This window comes from Candidatus Allofournierella merdavium (genome assembly GCF_944382735.1).
Lineage (GTDB): Bacteria > Bacillota > Clostridia > Oscillospirales > Ruminococcaceae > Allofournierella_A > Allofournierella_A merdavium.
Map to the genome: position 1 here is coordinate 278,770 of NZ_CALWND010000001.1, position 15,870 is coordinate 294,639.

General features: G+C 61.5%; 19 protein-coding genes and 1 riboswitch. Of the genes, 15 read left to right on the forward strand and 4 right to left on the reverse strand.

Translation table 11 applies throughout. The annotated features are described in order from the left end of the window. The first annotated feature begins 4 nt into the window (after nt 1-4). The 5 genes from arcC to argS all read left to right on the forward strand — a co-directional run bounded on the left by arcC (nt 5) and on the right by argS (nt 6,232). Complete coding sequence (arcC, locus tag ACH2A7_RS01295; protein ID WP_394959269.1) at nt 5-943, forward strand: carbamate kinase; 939 nt, start codon at nt 5-7, stop codon at nt 941-943. A 46-nt stretch (nt 944-989) separates the two neighbouring features. Beyond that, a complete protein-coding gene (locus ACH2A7_RS01300; RefSeq protein ID WP_394959271.1) occupies nt 990-2,456 on the forward strand; it encodes a YfcC family protein in 1,467 nt (488 codons plus the stop codon). Between the two features lie 117 nt (nt 2,457-2,573). Continuing rightward, nucleotides 2,574-3,893, forward strand: a complete 1,320-nt coding sequence (locus ACH2A7_RS01305) for an AraC family transcriptional regulator (protein WP_394959273.1) — start codon at nt 2,574-2,576, stop codon at nt 3,891-3,893. A gap of 162 nt (nt 3,894-4,055) precedes the next feature. Next, nucleotides 4,056-4,520, forward strand: coding sequence for an arginine repressor (locus ACH2A7_RS01310; protein ID WP_394959274.1), 465 nt, complete (start codon nt 4,056-4,058; stop codon nt 4,518-4,520). Between the two features lie 53 nt (nt 4,521-4,573). Continuing rightward, nucleotides 4,574-6,232 carry an arginine--tRNA ligase gene (gene argS, locus ACH2A7_RS01315; RefSeq protein ID WP_394959276.1) on the forward strand — a complete coding sequence of 553 codons (1,659 nt, stop codon included), beginning with the start codon at nt 4,574-4,576 and terminating at the stop codon, nt 6,230-6,232. Between the two features lie 159 nt (nt 6,233-6,391). Here the strand turns inward: argS and ACH2A7_RS01320 are convergent, their stop codons facing one another. Next, nucleotides 6,392-6,970, reverse strand: coding sequence for a 4Fe-4S binding protein (locus tag ACH2A7_RS01320; protein WP_394959278.1), 579 nt, complete (start codon nt 6,968-6,970; stop codon nt 6,392-6,394). Next, entirely contained in the window at nt 6,967-7,176 is a 210-nt protein-coding gene (locus ACH2A7_RS01325) for a 4Fe-4S binding protein (protein ID WP_394959281.1), read from the reverse strand. Before ACH2A7_RS01325 ends, ACH2A7_RS01320 begins: the two co-directional genes overlap by 4 nt. A gap of 496 nt (nt 7,177-7,672) precedes the next feature. Here ACH2A7_RS01325 and ACH2A7_RS01330 point away from each other — a divergent pair, with 496 nt between their 5' ends. From ACH2A7_RS01330 to ACH2A7_RS01345, 4 genes are all read left to right on the forward strand, one after another. Next, nucleotides 7,673-7,882 (forward strand): hypothetical protein, encoded by a 210-nt coding sequence (locus ACH2A7_RS01330; RefSeq protein ID WP_394959283.1) that lies wholly within the window; start codon nt 7,673-7,675, stop codon nt 7,880-7,882. Nucleotides 7,883-7,968: 86 nt separating this feature from the next. Beyond that, complete coding sequence (locus tag ACH2A7_RS01335; RefSeq protein ID WP_394959285.1) at nt 7,969-8,424, forward strand: leucine-rich repeat domain-containing protein; 456 nt, start codon at nt 7,969-7,971, stop codon at nt 8,422-8,424. Next, entirely contained in the window at nt 8,309-8,923 is a 615-nt protein-coding gene (locus ACH2A7_RS01340) for an InlB B-repeat-containing protein (protein ID WP_394959287.1), read from the forward strand. The genes ACH2A7_RS01335 and ACH2A7_RS01340 overlap by 116 nt, the downstream gene beginning before the upstream one ends. Continuing rightward, a complete protein-coding gene (locus ACH2A7_RS01345; RefSeq protein WP_394959289.1) occupies nt 8,842-10,089 on the forward strand; it encodes a hypothetical protein in 1,248 nt (415 codons plus the stop codon). Before ACH2A7_RS01340 ends, ACH2A7_RS01345 begins: the two co-directional genes overlap by 82 nt. Here the strand turns inward: ACH2A7_RS01345 and ACH2A7_RS01350 are convergent. Together ACH2A7_RS01350 and ACH2A7_RS01355 are read right to left on the reverse strand one after the other, a co-directional pair. Continuing rightward, nucleotides 10,075-10,458, reverse strand: a complete 384-nt coding sequence (locus ACH2A7_RS01350; RefSeq protein WP_394959291.1) for a hypothetical protein — start codon at nt 10,456-10,458, stop codon at nt 10,075-10,077. The genes ACH2A7_RS01345 and ACH2A7_RS01350 overlap by 15 nt on opposite strands. A 317-nt stretch (nt 10,459-10,775) precedes the next feature. Then, the gene (locus ACH2A7_RS01355; protein WP_394959293.1) at nt 10,776-11,396 is read right to left on the reverse strand and encodes a recombinase family protein; all 621 of its coding nucleotides are present in this window, start codon (nt 11,394-11,396) and stop codon (nt 10,776-10,778) included. Between the two features lie 231 nt (nt 11,397-11,627). Continuing rightward, nucleotides 11,628-11,771, forward strand: a riboswitch (adenosylcobalamin (AdoCbl) riboswitch). Between the two features lie 72 nt (nt 11,772-11,843). Here ACH2A7_RS01355 and ACH2A7_RS01360 point away from each other — a divergent pair. From ACH2A7_RS01360 to ACH2A7_RS01385, 6 genes are all read left to right on the forward strand, one after another. After that, the gene (locus tag ACH2A7_RS01360) at nt 11,844-12,815 is read left to right on the forward strand and encodes an ABC transporter substrate-binding protein (protein ID WP_394959295.1); all 972 of its coding nucleotides are present in this window, start codon (nt 11,844-11,846) and stop codon (nt 12,813-12,815) included. 3 nt (nt 12,816-12,818) lie between these two features. Further along, complete coding sequence (locus ACH2A7_RS01365) at nt 12,819-13,841, forward strand: FecCD family ABC transporter permease (protein ID WP_394959297.1); 1,023 nt, start codon at nt 12,819-12,821, stop codon at nt 13,839-13,841. A 2-nt stretch (nt 13,842-13,843) separates the two neighbouring features. Further along, nucleotides 13,844-14,608 (forward strand): ABC transporter ATP-binding protein, encoded by a 765-nt coding sequence (locus tag ACH2A7_RS01370; protein WP_394959299.1) that lies wholly within the window; start codon nt 13,844-13,846, stop codon nt 14,606-14,608. Further along, complete coding sequence (locus ACH2A7_RS01375; protein WP_394959301.1) at nt 14,605-15,132, forward strand: ATP:cob(I)alamin adenosyltransferase; 528 nt, start codon at nt 14,605-14,607, stop codon at nt 15,130-15,132. The genes ACH2A7_RS01370 and ACH2A7_RS01375 overlap by 4 nt, the downstream gene beginning before the upstream one ends. A 284-nt stretch (nt 15,133-15,416) precedes the next feature. Then, entirely contained in the window at nt 15,417-15,662 is a 246-nt protein-coding gene (locus ACH2A7_RS01380) for a DUF6061 family protein (protein WP_079698696.1), read from the forward strand. Then, the coding region (locus ACH2A7_RS01385; RefSeq protein ID WP_394959303.1) for a hypothetical protein at nt 15,659-15,870 on the forward strand (212 nt) is incomplete at its 3' end. The genes ACH2A7_RS01380 and ACH2A7_RS01385, both read left to right, overlap by 4 nt.

Genomic DNA, 15,870 nt, shown 5'->3' on the forward strand with positions numbered 1-15,870 from the left:
GCCCATGGGAAAGAGAATCGTCGTGGCGCTGGGGGGCAACGCCCTGGGAAACACCCCCGAAGAGCAGCTCAAACTGGTAAAAGAGACTGCCAAACCCATTGTCGACCTGGTGGAAAAGGGCTATGATGTGATCATCGGTCATGGCAACGGCCCCCAGGTGGGCATGATCAACCTGGCCATGGAGTTCTCCGCGAACAAGGGAGGCAATACCCCGTATATGCCCTTCCCCGAGTGCGGAGCCATGACCCAGGGGTACATCGGCTATCACCTGCAGCAGGCCATCCAGGCCGAGCTGAAGGCGCGCGGCATCCGCAAAGCCTGCGCCACCGTGGTGACGCAGGTGGTGGTGGACAAAGCCGACCCCGGCTTTGCCAAGCCCACCAAGCCCGTTGGCAGCTTCTACTCCAAAGAGGAAGCGGACGCCATCGCCGCGGAAAAGGGATTCATCTTCGTGGAGGACGCCGGGCGGGGTTACCGCCGGGTGGTCCCCTCCCCCATCCCCCAGCGCATCGTTGAGCTGGACATCGTGGAGCAGCTCGTCTCGGCCGGCGTGATCGTCATCACCGTCGGCGGCGGCGGCATCCCCGTGGTGGAGACCGACGAGGGCCTGGAGGGCGTGGCGGCAGTCATCGACAAGGACCGTGCCAGCGCGCTGCTGGCGCGGGACGTGAAGGCCGACGAGCTGATCATCCTCACCGCTGTGGACCGCGTGTGCATCAATTTCAACAAGCCCGATCAAAAAGAACTTCCCTCCATGACGCTGGCCGAGGCCGAAGAGTACATTGGGCAGGGTCAGTTTGCTCCCGGCAGCATGCTGCCTAAAGTGCAGTCCTGCATGGATTTTGTCAAGGGGAATACCAACGGAGGCGTCGCCCTCATCACTTCCCTCACCCGGGCCGCGGAGGCTCTGGAAGGAAAGACCGGTACCGTCATCCAACCGTAATCGCTCCGACACCAAAATCGCTTGATGAAAAGAGGAGAAATAGAGTATGGGCAACAAGAAAAAACGCCGTTCGCTCAGCACGTTTGCGATTCTGATCGCAGTGCTGCTGCTGGTGTCGATCGCCACCTGGGTCACCAGTGGTCAGACCTACACCGACGCAGAGACCGGTGAGCTGGCCGCCGTTACCGGCGCTACCCTCAACGATATCCTGATGGCCCCCATCAACGGCTGGCACAACGCCGGCGACGTGATCGGGTTCGTGTTCTGCCTTGGCGCATTCCTGTCCATTCTGAACGCCACCGGCGCCCTGGAGACCGGCATTCATGTGCTGGTGAAGAAACTCCACGGCAAAGAGTTGGCGCTGGTCTGGATCCTGATGTTCCTGTTCTCTGTCGGCGGTACTACATACGGCATGGGTGAGGAGACCGTTGGTTTCTACATCCTGCTGGCCGCAACGATGATGGCCGCCGGTTTCGACCCGCTGGTCGGTGCCGCCACGGTCCTGCTGGGCGCCGGCTCCGGTGTTCTGGGCTCCACCATCAACCCCTTCGCCACCGGCGCTGCTGTTGCCGCTGCTAGCGACGCAATGAAAGCCATGAACACAGAAGTGAACATGGGCATCGTCTATGTGGAAGCCCTTATCCTCTGGCTGGTTACTTACCTTGTTTCTGTTATCTTTGTTACCCGTTATGCCAAGATGGTGAAGGAGGGCAAAGGCTCCATCCTCACCGCCGATCAGCTGGACGAGTGCAAAAAAGCTTATGGCGGTTCCACCGAGATCAGCGACAGCGTGAAGCTGACCGGCCGCCAGAAGATCGTGCTGGTGCTCTTCGGCCTGTCGTTTGTGATCATGATCCTGGGCTTCATCCCCTGGGGCTCTCTGAACGAAGGCATCTACAACGCGCTGGGCTTCTCCCGCGTGCTGACCGGCAACTCCTTTGGTGACTGGTGGTTCGACGACGCCGCCACCTGGTTCCTGCTCATGGGCATTATCATCGGCCTGGTGGGCCTGGACGACAAGAGCAAGCTGATGCCCTGCGTCGTGGCCGGCTTCGCGGACATGATCTCGGTCAACCTGGTCATCGCCCTTGCCCGTGCCACCACCGTTATCATGAACAGCACCGGCCTGGGCACCTGGCTGGTGGAGGCCTCCGTTACCGCGCTGTCCGCCTCCGGCCTGCCCGCCCCCATCTTCGGTCTGCTGGATTACCTGCTCCACATCGGCCTGAGCTTCCTGGTTCCTTCCTCCTCCGGCCTGGCGAGCCTGTCCGCCCCCATCGTTTCTCCCATCGTGGCGGGTCTGGGCTGGTCCGTGGAGACTTCCATCATGATCAACGTTGCCGCCAACGGCTTTGTCAACCTGTTCACCCCCACCTGCGGGTTCATCATGGGCGGTCTGGCCCTGGCCCGCATCCCCTACGAGACCTGGGTGAAATGGGCTGCGAAACTGCTCGCTGTCATCGCCGTCATCGCGGGCGTTGTCCTCACCGTGGCTATGCTCATCCTGAGCTGACCATGCGCTGAACAAAGAAACAGCATTTTTCTTCCATAGGAAAACCGGTCGTATCACAGGATACGACCGGTCTTTCCTGTCCTTCCAGGAAAATTGAAAAAGGTCAGGTGATGCACTTTGAACAGACTGATAACCCTGCAGGAGTCCCTCTCGGACGCTTACGATCCCGTGACGATCTGCTCCTTCGACTACGAGGCCATTCAGGAAGCCACCAAGCCCCTGATCCATCAGGCGGCGCGCTTTTTGTACATCAAAAAGGGTCAGGGCGTCATCGAGATCGGCGGCGTGCGGTACGATATCAAGCCCAACATGCTCATTGCCATCACCCCCTGGAGCATCACCGAGATCACCGAGGTGTCCGTCCCGATCCAGCTGATCCGGATCGTCTACGATTACCAGTATGTCAATTCCATGCTGAAAGGCGTGCCGGGCATGGAGGAGGACAGTTCGGAACTGCTCCAGTTCCTTGCCATGGACCCGGTGGTCTATCTGGATTCGGTGCAGGCGGACTACATCGACCTTCTGGCCGAACAGCTGCGGGCGGAACTGGGAGTGGAGTCCTCCCACATCACCCCGCCCAACCGTCCTCTTTCCCAGTTGTATGTCACCAACAAGCTGGTGGAACTGATGATCCTTTACCGGCGCTATGTGATGGCGGTGCGCGGCGAAAAGGACTATGAAAAGGATATTTCCCTGGAAAATTCCATTCTCGGCTACATCTACGCCCACGCCACCGACAAACTCTCGCTCAGCAGCGTGGCCGGCGCGTTCTTCATTTCGGAATCCACCCTCTCCAAAAAGATCACCGAGATCACCGGCACCACCTTCACCAAGCTGCTCACCAGCATCCGCATTGAAAAGGTGTCGGATTTCCTCGTATACACCGACCTGACACTGGACGAGATCGCCGCGCTCACCGGCTTTGTGGACGCCTCACATCTGTCCAAGCATTTCAACGCCAAGGTTGGCGTCACCCCCATCAAGTTCCGTCAGATCTACGGAAAATCCACCACAAAATTCAATCGCACCAATAAAAGCGTCGCGTTTTCCATCAGCGACTACATCTACAGAAACTATTCGCTGGAAAAATTGAGCGCCAGCCAGGTGGCATCCAACTTTGGGATCTCGGTGGCCGAGATGAACCGCCTGATGCTGTATTACGCAAACATGAACTTTGAGGCGCTGCTGAACTTTGTGCGGATCAATCGCGCCTGCGAACTGCTCGCTTCCACCGACTATTATGTGATCGACGTTGCCTTTGAAGTGGGCTATAACAACATCAAGACCTTCAACATCAATTTCTTCAAATTCAAGGGCATGACCCCCTCGGATTTTCGCAACCGCATCACCCTTCAAAAGGCAGACGGAAGCGAAACGAGCAAGATATCCAAGGGTGCCCGCCGGAGCGGCGGCAAGAAAACCCCTCCCGCGGAATGAACCCATTTGTCCTGTTTTTAAAATTATGTAAAATTTATCCTCCCCAGTGTATTGACACAGCATCTTTTCGGCGATATGCTTAGAATTGTCTCAGTGTAAATTCATGCATTTCGTTTGGCGGAATGTGTTACAGGCCGCCAGTAACGGCCGCGGAGGTATCCCATGAGGGAAGAACGGCAAAAATTGATTTTGGAGCTGATCCTCACGCAGCCCGTGGAAACCCAGCAGCAACTGATGGAACTGTTGCTGCAGCGAGGGGTCCACTGTACACAGGCCACCCTTTCCCGTGATATTCGCGCCCTGCATTTATATAAATCCAGTGTGCCCGGCGGCGCGTCCCGCTACGCAGTAAACGGCCTGGACGCCACTGGAGAAAACAAGGACAGGCTGACCAGCATTGCGCGGCTTGGCATCTGTTCCTTTGATAAGGTCGACAACTTTATCGTCATCAAAACGCTTCCCGGCATGGCAAAAGCGATCTGTTCCTTTGTGGACGTGCTGGATCAGAGCGAACGGCTGGTGGGCCGTGTGCCCGGAAACAACACCGTTCTGGTGGTCATGCGAGGTCCGCAGGAGGCGGACGAAATGTGTAAAACCCTGGAGGAACTGGTCGCGAAGAGGAATTAACGCCTTTGTGTCCTGATCTCATAATCCCATTGACTTTGGAGGCATAAACCGGTATGAGCAATTTTGAAGGAAAGATTTACGATGTTACCCAGCAGGCCATTCAGCAGCTGTATGGCCTGGAGCCCGGCCCGGAGACCCTGGTGGTGGAGGTGCCCCGCAACACGCAGAACGGCGACTACGCCACCGGCGTGGCGATGAAACTGGCCCGCGAGCTGCACAAAAATCCTGTGGAGATCGCTGAGTCCATCTCGGAGAAACTGCGGGAAATGCTGCCGGAGGCGGAATCTGTCACGGTGGCCAAACCCGGCTTCATCAACTTCAAGCTGCGCAGCGACGCCCTTGCCAGCCTGATCAATCAGGTGCTGGACGAGGGTGACAACTACGGCCAGAACACCACCGGCAACGGCAAGCGCATCCTGGTGGAATGGGTTTCCGCCAACCCCACCGGCGATCTGCACTGCGGCCATGCCCGCAACGCGGCATGGGGCGATTCCATCTGCCGTTTGCTGGAAAAGAGCGGCTATGATGTGCTGCGCGAGTTCTATGTCAACGACGCGGGCAACCAGATCGTGATGCTGGGCGAATCCCTGATCTCCCGTTATTTCGAGTTTTTCGGCAAGGAGTATCCCCTGCCGGAGAACGGGTATCACGCCCAGGACGTGAAGGACATCGCCGCCGACATCGCCCGCGAGGACGGTGACAAGTGGCTCACCGCCGACGCAAGCGAGCGCCTGCATTACTTCATGAAGCAGGGCATCGACCGGGAGCTGGCCAAGATCGACCGCGATCTGAAGCTGTTCCGGGTGAACATCACCTCCTGGATGCACGAGACCTTCTTCTACGAGAACAACATGAAGCGGATCAACGACTGCCTCAAGATGATGGACGAGAAGGGTCTGCTTTACGAGAAGGACGGCGCCCTGTGGTTCAAGAGCACCGATTACGGCGACGATAAGGACCGTGTGCTGCGCAAGAGCGACGGCACCCTCTCCTACCTCACGCCGGACATTGCCAACCATGTGTACAAGATGGAACGCGGCTACCCCATCATGGTCAACCTGTGGGGCGCCGACCACCACTCCTATGTGACCCGTATGCAGGCGGCGCTCACCGCGCTGGGCTATCCCAAGGGCACCCTTACCGTGGAGCTCATCCAGATGGTCCGCATGGTGGAGGACGGCGTTGAGGTGAAGATGAGCAAGCGCACCGGCAACGCCATCACCCTGCGGGAACTCTGCGAAGATGTGGGCGTGGACGCCGCCCGGTGGTTCTTCGTCTCCAAGGACATCACCACCCAGATGGATTTCGACATCAAGCAGGCTTCCACCAAGGATTACGACAACCCGGTCTACTATGCCCAATACGCCCACTCCCGGATGTGCTCCATCCTGCGCAACCCGGAGATCCCCCAGTTCCACCGGGAGGACAACTATGGCCGGCTGACCAACGAGAAGGAATTGCAGCTGCTGAAGATGATCGGCGAATTCCCCTCCACCGTCGCCAAGGCCGCCAAGACCTACAAGCCCAACACCATCGCGGAATACATCCTGTCCCTGGTGAAGCTCTATCACAGCTACTACAACGTGGTGCGTGTGAACAACCCCGACGATCCCGAGCTGACCAACCAGCGGCTGGGCCTCGTGATGGCCCTGAAGACCACCCTGCGCAACGCGCTGGATCTGCTGGGTGTTGATGCGCCTCAGTCCATGTAAACGGCGCTTTCATCGCGCCGGGGCGCCTTTTCGCATTGCATGGCGCCCTTTCCTCCCTGCAACACAGCGGGCCGGCGGTTTGAAAACCGCCGGCCCGCACCCGCATAAAAAGCCCTGCAGCGCTCGCTGCAGGGCTTTTGCCTTGTTTGCGCGGCGCGCTCAGATCGCGCGCCCATTTTTTGCTTTGCAGATCAGCTGCGTCATGGTGCCCATCGGGCAGTAGACGCACCAGCTGCGGGGTTTAAAAAGCACCATCGTGACCAGCCCCAAGACCGTGGAGGTCAGCATCACGCTGTAAAAGCCGAAGGCAAACTGCGCCACCCCGGGGTGGAACAGAGTGCCGCGGTAGGCCCAGTTCCAGGGCAGTTTAAAGGTCCACAACAGGGTGACGATCCGTTTCATGTCCGCGGCACCGGCAAACACCAGATAGGTGTTCCACAGCATGAGAAAAAACATGGCAAAGAAAAAGGCCAGGAATCCGTAACGGAATACTTTGCTTTTCATCCAGCGGGGCACGTCCTTCCTGCGGGACAGGCCGAACCGCCCGCCCAGCAGCCTGAACAGCTGGCCCCGGCCGCAATAGCGGTTGCAGTACCCCTTGCTGCCGCCGATCACCGCGATGAGGAGCGGGATGAAGAAGCACAAAAGGCCCAGCCATGCGAACAGGATGTTAAAAAAGCCAAGCACCAGATACAGGAGCGAAGCGACCCACAGATAATCGTACCAGTGTTTTTTCATGCCTCCACCTCCCGCAGCGTGATCACACTCGCCGGGCACTCCGCCGCGCACCTGCCGCACCCCACGCACTTGCCCGGATCCACCCGGGCGGTGATCCCCCGGATGACCTCTATGGCCCGCACCGGGCACACCTTCACACAGCAGCCGCATGCCACACAATCCGCGCTGTCCACCAGCGCTTTGCGGCGCTTTCTCTCCATTTTCATCACGCACCTCCTGAACTCCAATGGGTCCAGTATAGCAAAATCCCGCCCGTCTTCCGTGATAAGGTCACACGGACGCGCCCGCGGGGGGCGCTGCGGGCGCAGGGCCACAGACGGCCGCCAGATGCCAGCCGCTTGCGTCCATCAGCCGCCGCGCCCTGCGGCCCGCGTCCTTGCCGGTCTCTTGCCTTGCATGCAGCGCATGCCGCCGGCCGCAAGCGGGGGGTGCGGGCCTCTCCGGCCGCAAGCGCCGTCGCTCATTTTCCCGACCGCCCCGGCCGGTTTGCAGGATGGAAAGCCCCGGAAAAAATGTCTTGCATTACTACACCGGCGGACAAACGCGAAAAATATGGTACAATGGTCTTCTGCAACGAGACCGGCGGGAACCGCCCGGCATCTCCGGAGCGCGCAGCCGCTCCCGCCCGAGGATCGGGATGCCGTGGCCGGACGCCGGTTTTTTGCTGAGCGACACGGTATACATATACAAGGAGAATCCCCCATGCGAATCACACACAGAATCCTTTGCGGTGTACTCACGGCCGCGCTGACCGTCTCCCTCGTGACGTCGACGGGCGTCCTGGCCGCCGATGATACAGTGCCCGTCGACCAGGCCAATTTCCCGGACGCGGCGCTGCGCGCCTGGCTGCTGGACGAGAACAACCTGGGGGGGGCGCGGGAGCCGACGGCCTCCTCACCGGAACCGAACTGAGCGCCGTCACCGACCTGCGGCTGGCCGGGCTCGGCATCGCGGACCTGTCGGGCATCCAGCACTTTACCGCCCTGGAGTCTCTCACGGTGAAGGACAACGCGCTCACCAGCCTGGACATGAGCGGCAATCCCCGACTGCGCTTTCTGCACTGCGCCAACAACGCCCTCACCAGCCTGAACGTGACCGGCTGCCCGCAGCTGGTGGAACTGAACTGCGAGCACAACCGGCTGGAGACACTGGATCTGTCCGGCAACCCTGCGCTGGTGCAGCTGTATTGCCGGCACAATGATCTGAAGGCGCTGGATGTGAGCCACAATCCGGAACTTGCCTTTATCGAGACCTTCGACAATCGGCTGGAGGAATTTGACTGTTCCATGCTGAAAAAGCTCAAGTTCCTGCAACTTCAACCGGCTCACCACCCTGGACATGAGCGGCAACCCGTCGCTGGAGGGCAACGGGTTTGTTGCCGCCAACAACCATCTCACCTCCCTGACCCTGCCCGCGATCCCCAACTTCCGGCTGGAGGCATCGGTCTTCTATGAGCAGAACCCCCTGGTAGGCTACGATCGGGTGGAATGGTTCGAGGATCCCGGCTTCACCCGCCCGGTGGCGGCCACCGACCTGCTGGAGGCCAACGGCCAGACCCTTTATGCCTACTGGGTGCCCAACCCCTACACGGTTTACTACCGCGCCAACGGGGGTACCGGCAACATGGAGCCCCAATCCGCCGTTTACGGCAGCAGCTTTGCCCTGCGCCCCAACACCTTCACCCGCACCGGGTACACCTTCACCGCCTGGTCCAATTACAGCGACGGCGTGGGCGGCCAGTCTTTCCCGGACGGCCAGACCGTGCAGAACCTTGCGGGCCAGAACGGCAGCCGCACGGCGGCGTATCTGTACGCCCAGTGGGCGCCAACCCCTACACCGTGCGCTTTGACGCCAACGGCGGCGAAGGGGCGATGGACGATCTGCCGGGTATCTACGACGCCGAACTGCCGCTGCCGGACAGTGGTTTTTCCAACGCGTCCGGCGTGTTTGTAGGCTGGGCGCAGACCCCGGACGCCGCCCAGCCCGCGTTTTATCCCGGGCAGTCGGTGCGCAACCTCACCGCGGAAAAGGACGGTGTGGTGACGCTGTATGCCCTGTGGGTGTCCCATCAGGACATACAGCAGATCTACCTGGACTGGTTGGATGACATCGTCGCCTGCTACGCCTTCGGCGATTACTACGCCCAGGACTGGGCCGACCTGCAAGACGCGGCAAACCGTGCCCGGGATGAGATCGGCCGGCTTACCGGCGACCAGCAGGAGGCCATGCAACAGGCGCTGTACACCGCCGCCGAGGCGATGGCCGATGTTCCCACCAAGGCCGTCTGGGCCGGGCGGATCGCCGATTCCTGGCAGTCGGCCCACGAACCGATCCTTTCCCGGCTGGGAAACCCCGTCCCCATGGCGGAGCTGAGCGGCTGCGCGGCCTCCGTGGATGCCGCGCTGGACGAAGCCCGGGAAGAGGCGCTTGCCTCGCTGGCGCCCGCCCTGCCCGCGGAAGACCGCGCTCTGGCCGCCTCTGAGGCCCGTCTTCTGCTGGCCGGCCGCCTGGAACAGCTGGACGGGATGCGCCGGGCGCTGGCCTGGATGCAGGCCGCTGAAGACTGGTACTATAAGCCCGCGGGGGAGGTGCTCTCCTCCCATCTGGCGCAGCTGGAGGCCCTTGCCGGGCAGCTGGCCGATCTGGATGATACGGCGCTATTCTTCTGCGATCCGGACGCGGTGACGCAGGTGCCCCGGAAGGCCCGTCTCGCCCGGGAAAAAGCCGACGCCGTGGCGGAGCTGGACCAGTTTTACACACAGCTGTTGAATTGGGAGTACCTACCGGAAAACCAGGCCCTGCTGGAGCAGGCCCGGCAGATGACACTGCGTGAGATCGAATCCGCCGACAGTTCCGGCATGGCCGCCGCGCTGCTGGTGGCCGGCAAAGCCAGTCTGGAGCAGGTGGATCCGGTGCCGAAGGATCCCGGCGTGACCGCCTGGCCCGCCGCCGCCCCCCTTTTGCGGGGACAGGCGCTGGCAGACAGCATCCTGACCGGCGGCCAGGCCGGCGTGGCCGGCTCCTTTTCCTGGAAGGCGCCGGACCAGCGGCCCCAGACGGGGGGGAGAATACATCGTGTTGTTCGTTCCGCAGGACGCCCGCCGCTATCGCACCGTTGAGGGGACGGCCGCGCTCACCGTGAAGGATCCGCCGCCCTCCCCCACCCCCGTGCCCACGCCCGCGCCCACACCGACGCCGGCATCCACCCCTTCGTCCCCCCACCTGGGGCAGACGCAGCCGGTGCCCGCCGTGACGCCTGTCCCCGCCGCCACGCCCATCTTCCCCATAAAGCCGGTACCTACCCTGCGCCCCGCCCCCACCGGAACGCCTGTACCCACCGGGACGCCTGTACCCACCGGGACGCCCAGGCCCACCGAAACGCCCGCGCCCTCCGCCACTCCCGTGCCGGAGAGCGCACCAGCCGGCGCGCAGCCCTCCGACCCTGCAAACGACAGCCCGGCCACCGGCAAGCCGCGCAGCGTGGTCATGCCTGTGCTGCTGGCCGGCGGCGCAGCGGCACTGGTCGCCGCCGCGCTGGTGCTGCACCGGCGCCGGCGCTGAGGGCAGCGCTTTTTCAGGTCCGCCGCCCACTGCGCTCAATCGAACAGCGAACCATCGCGCAAAAAGCCCGCGAAGACGGAACATTCCGCCTTCGCGGGCTTTTTCTTTGCCGCCCGATCACTGCCGGCTCTGCCGCGCCGCTGCCCGGTCTTCCTGCTCGTCCTGTCGGTTGAAGCGGCTCAGGATATAATCAATGAAATACCTGCAGGCCGTTGGCAACACCTTTTTGTTTTTGTGGACATTTTCAAAATAAAGCCGCGGCGGTCTGTTCGGCTTTTTCCAGCCTCACCGCCTTGGCGTAAAAAGTCCCCTGCGGCATATCGCACGCCTGCGCTGCCTGGCGGAGCGATATTTTTTTGCCCCGCCACGCCCGGTGCATCTCGTGGAAATTGTCCGGAAGCGGCAGCGGCGGCCTGCCGAACCGCACCCCCCGCAGCCGGGCCGCCGCGATCCCTTCGGCCTGCCGCCTGCGGATGTTGTCCCGCTCGTTTTCGGCCACAAAGGAAAGGATCTGCAGGACCACGTCGCTGAGAAAAACGCCCATCAGATCCTTGCCCCGCCGGGTGTCCAGCAGGGGCATATCCAGCACCATGATGTCGATCCCCTTCTCCTTGGTGAGGAACCGCCACTGCTCCAGGATCTCCCCGTAGTTGCGCCCCAGCCGGTCGATGCTCTTGACGCAGAGCAGATCATCCCGCTTGAACCGCCGCACCATCTTGCGGTATTGGGGCCGCTCAAAATCTTTGCCGGACTGTTTTTCGATGAAGATGTTCCTTTCCGGGATGTCCAGTTCGCGCAGCGCCAGCAGCTGCCGATCCTCGTTCTGATCCTTTGAACTGACCCGTATGTATCCGTACGCTGCCAAAATCACTTCTCCTCCTTGCTTCAAATTCGAATGACATAAGCCCCTGCCCCACATTATACCGGGGACGCCCGCGCCCCTGGAGCCGCAGGCCCCGCCCGGGAAGCGGGCGTTTTTTGTTCCGGGCCCTGCGCCAGTGCGGCTCCGGCTTGACTTGTGCGCCATTCCTCTTTATAATCTAAGTGCACGCGGCTTTTTTGCCGCGAAAAAACATGGGCAAAAACGGATAACACTTTCCCATAATAAAGGCAGACGCCTATTCAGAGAAGTCGGGTGAGAATCCCGCACGGTCCCGCCACCGTGATGCGTGCAGTGCACGCTAAGTCGGATCGCTGAGTCTGCTTTGGTACACTTCACGATGGATGAATTGCACTGTTTCGAACCGGCAAACGTCACCCTTTCGTGTGTGGAAGGGTGATTTGTTTTTGCCGAAAATCAGGAGGTTTATCCATGAAAAAACTGCTTAGTCTCATCCTCGCCCTGGCGATGGCCGCCAGCGTGGCGGGCTGCGCCGCCCAGCCGGCCTCCGGCTCCGCCTCCGCGCCCGCTTCGGCGCCGTCCAGCGCCGTGTCCGCTCCCGCCGCCGAAAAGCCCACCACCGACCCCAGCGGCGCGGCGGTGGAGATCCCCGACGAGATCGGCTCGGTGGTGGTGCTGGCCCCCTCCATCGCCGAGACGCTGACCGCCCTGGGCTGCGGCGACCTGATCGTGGGCTACGATCTGCAGAGCGTGGGCCTCGCGGGCCTGCCCGCGGACGTGCCCACCTTTGACCTGATGCAGCCGGACATGGAGCAGCTGGCCGCCCTCAAGCCGGACGTGCTGTTCGTCTCCAACATGACCCTGTACGATCAGTCGAACCCCTACCAGCAGCTGATGGACATGGGCGTGTGCGTGCTGTGCGTGCCCAACGCCGACAGCATCGCCGCCATCCAGGAGGACATCGCCTTCATCGCCGCCGCCATGGGCAAGACCGCCGAGGGCGATGCGCTGATCGCGGAGATGCAGGCGGAACTGGACCGCATCGCGGCCATCGGCGCCACCGTCACCGACAAAAAGAGCGTCTATTTTGAGATCAGCGCCGCCCCCGACCTGTACAGCTTCGGCTCTGGCGTCTTTTTGAACGAGATGATCGAGCTGATCGGCGCGGAGAACATCCTGGCCGACCAGGAGGGCTGGCTGGCGGTGGACGCTGAGACCGTGGTGGCCGCCAATCCCGACGTGATCCTCACCAACGTGAACTACATCGAAGACCCTGTGGCGGAGATCCTCGGCCGCAGCGGCTGGGAGGGTGTGAACGCCGTGAAGAACGCCCAGGTGTTCTACATCGACAACATGGCCTCCTCCCTCTCCAACCAGAACATCGTGAAGGCCCTTGACCAGATGGCGCAGGCGGTCTATCCCGATCTGTACGCCGCGCAGTAAGCCATGAAGACAGCGGCAAAATTGTCGGTGCTGGCCGCTGCCGCCCTCGTCGCCCTCATTCTGGGCGTCGGGGTCGGCAGCGTCTTTATACCCCCCGGCCAGGTGTGCGCCATTCTGGGGCACTTCTGCCTCGGCCCGCCCCTGCCGGAGGGCATCGACCCGGTCTACCCCAGCCTGGTGTTCAATATGCGGCTGCCCCGGGTGCTGATGGCCTTTCTCACCGGGGCCGGGCTGGCGGTGAGCGGCACGGTGATGCAGTCGGTGCTGCGCAACCCCCTGGCCTCCCCCTTCGGCCTGGGCGTTTCCGCCGGCGCGGGCCTGGGCGCGGCGCTGGTGATCGTGGCGGGGGTTTCCTCCGGCCTTTTGGGCGCCTTTCTGCTGCCCACGGTGAGCCTGGCCTTCGCCCTGGCCACCGTGGTGCTGGTGGTGGGCTTTGCCACCCGGCTGGACCGCAGCCTCTCCAACACCACCATCGTGCTCACCGGCATGGTGGTGTCGCTGTTTCTCAACGCCATCATGAACCTGCTCAGCACCCTGTCGCCGCTGTACGCCCAGCAGATCAGCCTGTGGACGCTGGGCAGCTTCTCCTCAAAAGAGTGGAGCCAGGTGTATGTGCTGGCCCCCGTGACCCTTTTGTGCACCCTGTTCTTTTTGCGCTTTGCCCGGGAGATGGATGTGATGACCTTCGGGGAGGAACAGGCGCAAGCCATGGGCGTCAGCCTGCGGCGGATGAAGTGGGTGCTGATCTGCGCCATCGCGGTGCTCACCGGCACCGCCACCGCCTTTGTGGGCATCATCGGCTTTGTGGACCTGATCGCCCCCCATGTGGTGCGGCGGTTCTTCGGCGCGGCCCACCGGCGGGTCATTCCGGCGGCGGCGCTGTTCGGCGGCGCCTTCATGGTGCTGTGCGACCTGGCGGCCCGCACCCTGACCCCGCCCCGGGAAATCCCCATCGGTTCCATCACGGCGCTGATCGGCGCGCCCTTTTTCATCTATATCTATTTTTCCGGGCGAAGGAGGCGCTGACCATGCTCACGGTGGAAAATCTGACCTGCGGCTACGGCGGCGCGCCGGTGGTGAAAGGCCTCTCCTTCGCGGTGCCCGCCGGCGGCCGGCTGTGCGTCCTGGGCCCCAACGGCTGCGGCAAGACCACCCTGCTGCGGGCGCTGGCGGGCCTTTTGCCCCACCAGGGCACGGTGCGGATCGACGGCCTGGACCTGGGCGGGATGACCCGCCGGCAGGCCGCCCGGAGCGTGGCGCTGCTGAGCCAGATCAGTTCGGTATATTTTTCCTACACGGTTTATGAAACGGTGCTGATGGGGCGCTACGCCCACGAGGCGGGGGGCGCTTTTTCCGGCCCGGGGCCGGAGGACAAGCGCGTCGCCTTGGAGTGCATGGAGCGCACCGGCGTGCTGGACCTGCGGGACCGCCCGGTGACCGAGCTCTCAGGCGGGCAGCTGCAGCGGGTGTTCCTGGCCCGCACCTTTGCCCAGTGTCCCCGGGTCATCCTGCTGGACGAACCCACCAACCACCTGGACCTGAAGTATCAGGTGGAACTGGTGCAGGAGTTGAAGGCCTGGGCCGCGGCGGAGCGCCGCTGTGTGGTGGGGGTGCTGCACGACGTGAATCTGGCGCTGGAATTTGCCGACCTGTTTCTCCTGATGGAGGCGGGGCGGCCGCGCTTTTTCGGCTCCGCCGAGGCCTTTGACCCGGCGCAGTTGAACAACGTGTATCAGATGGATGTGGGCGGCTATATGCGCCGCTCACTGAAGCGATGGGAGGAACTGGAATGAGCCTGTACCGAAGCCCCTACGAAGCCTACCCCTTTTTGTGCGACGCCGGCGAGGACCTGCGCTGCGACTTTGAGCTGCTCACCGACGAGATGGCCAGCCGCACCGGCCTGTTGCGGGCCCAGGTAAAGGGCGAGGCGCTGCGGGTGGAACTTTTGTGGGTGTGCGAACTGATCTACCACGCCAACCCCACCCTGCGCACCCGGCTCACCGTCACCGAAGCCGAGACCGCCCGCCTGCTGGCGCTCACCGAGGGCTGGCAGCGGCGGTGCGCCGGCCGCTGTGCGCGCTTCGTGCTGCCCCAGGGGTGCGAGGCCGCCTGCACCGCCCATCTTTTGCGGGTGCAGGGCAAGCAGCTGGTGCGGCTGCTCTACCGCTGGGCGGAGAAGGGCCACCCGGTGCCCGACCGCCTGCTGGACCTTGCAAACCTGCTCTCGGGCTACTTTTTCAGCCTGGCGCTCTGGCTCAACGAGGCGGAGGGCACGGAGGAAGTTTCCTTCGAGAGCCGCAACTACCCCGCCCGGTGAGCGCCGGGCAGCGCAAAGCGCCCCCGGGGAGGCTGTGCCTCCCCGGGGGCGCTTTTTCTTCTGCCCGGCGCTTTTCCCCAGTCGGGTCGTTGGGACAGTGCCCCATTTTACAAAAAAAACGGGCCATTAGACGGGTGCTCGTAAGACAGTAATTCTAAAAAATTACTATTTTACGGCATCTGTCTGACAGGGTTGGAAACAACAACGAAAAGAACGATGTCGAGTCACATGACCGGCATCGTTCTTTTTTGCAACAAAATATTAGAATTACGGAGGTATTTACCATGAAACACCTGTTATCTTGTGAATTTAACCTTGATACTGCTTGTGTAGAGCTTTGCTTTTCAGACGGCAGCATGGTTTCTATCGACACTATTGCTGTGGAAAATGAGGTGGTAAACAATATGTATCAACAGTCGGAACTCGACTATCTGATCTATAATGACCCTGCTGCATATGCTGATTTAATCCTTAACGGCGATCCTGCTGTCTACCTCAAGACAGTTACGGAATACCAAAACCTTGATTGATTTTTGGTGACGAACAAGAGCTGCCCTGCCATTCAGCGGGGCAGCTCTTGTTTTGGCAAAAATGTGTTCATGAAAAGTTATGCTTTACTTTGGTGAATTGGGAAACTAATCTTGAAAAATATGGTGCCTTCTTGTATAATGATGTGTGTACACACACCGATTTACCGGAAAGGATGAAACCGATGGCCGATACGCATATTAAATATAA

Excerpts from the sequence above, each read along its gene's own strand:
- arcC (WP_394959269.1), top strand. The coding sequence starts at position 5 with ATGGGAAAGAGAATCGTCGTGGCGCTGGGGGGCAACGCCCTGGGAAAC.
- ACH2A7_RS01300 (WP_394959271.1), top strand. The coding sequence starts at position 990 with ATGGGCAACAAGAAAAAACGCCGTTCGCTCAGCACGTTTGCGATTCTG.
- ACH2A7_RS01310 (WP_394959274.1), top strand. The coding sequence starts at position 4,056 with ATGAGGGAAGAACGGCAAAAATTGATTTTGGAGCTGATCCTCACGCAG.
- argS (WP_394959276.1), top strand. The coding sequence starts at position 4,574 with ATGAGCAATTTTGAAGGAAAGATTTACGATGTTACCCAGCAGGCCATT.
- ACH2A7_RS01320 (WP_394959278.1), bottom strand. The coding sequence starts at position 6,970 with ATGAAAAAACACTGGTACGATTATCTGTGGGTCGCTTCGCTCCTGTAT.
- ACH2A7_RS01325 (WP_394959281.1), bottom strand. The coding sequence starts at position 7,176 with ATGAAAATGGAGAGAAAGCGCCGCAAAGCGCTGGTGGACAGCGCGGAT.
- ACH2A7_RS01330 (WP_394959283.1), top strand. The coding sequence starts at position 7,673 with ATGCGAATCACACACAGAATCCTTTGCGGTGTACTCACGGCCGCGCTG.
- ACH2A7_RS01340 (WP_394959287.1), top strand. The coding sequence starts at position 8,309 with ATGAGCGGCAACCCGTCGCTGGAGGGCAACGGGTTTGTTGCCGCCAAC.
- ACH2A7_RS01345 (WP_394959289.1), top strand. The coding sequence starts at position 8,842 with ATGGACGATCTGCCGGGTATCTACGACGCCGAACTGCCGCTGCCGGAC.
- ACH2A7_RS01350 (WP_394959291.1), bottom strand. The coding sequence starts at position 10,458 with ATGACCACGCTGCGCGGCTTGCCGGTGGCCGGGCTGTCGTTTGCAGGG.
- ACH2A7_RS01360 (WP_394959295.1), top strand. The coding sequence starts at position 11,844 with ATGAAAAAACTGCTTAGTCTCATCCTCGCCCTGGCGATGGCCGCCAGC.
- ACH2A7_RS01365 (WP_394959297.1), top strand. The coding sequence starts at position 12,819 with ATGAAGACAGCGGCAAAATTGTCGGTGCTGGCCGCTGCCGCCCTCGTC.
- ACH2A7_RS01370 (WP_394959299.1), top strand. The coding sequence starts at position 13,844 with ATGCTCACGGTGGAAAATCTGACCTGCGGCTACGGCGGCGCGCCGGTG.
- ACH2A7_RS01375 (WP_394959301.1), top strand. The coding sequence starts at position 14,605 with ATGAGCCTGTACCGAAGCCCCTACGAAGCCTACCCCTTTTTGTGCGAC.
- ACH2A7_RS01380 (WP_079698696.1), top strand. The coding sequence starts at position 15,417 with ATGAAACACCTGTTATCTTGTGAATTTAACCTTGATACTGCTTGTGTA.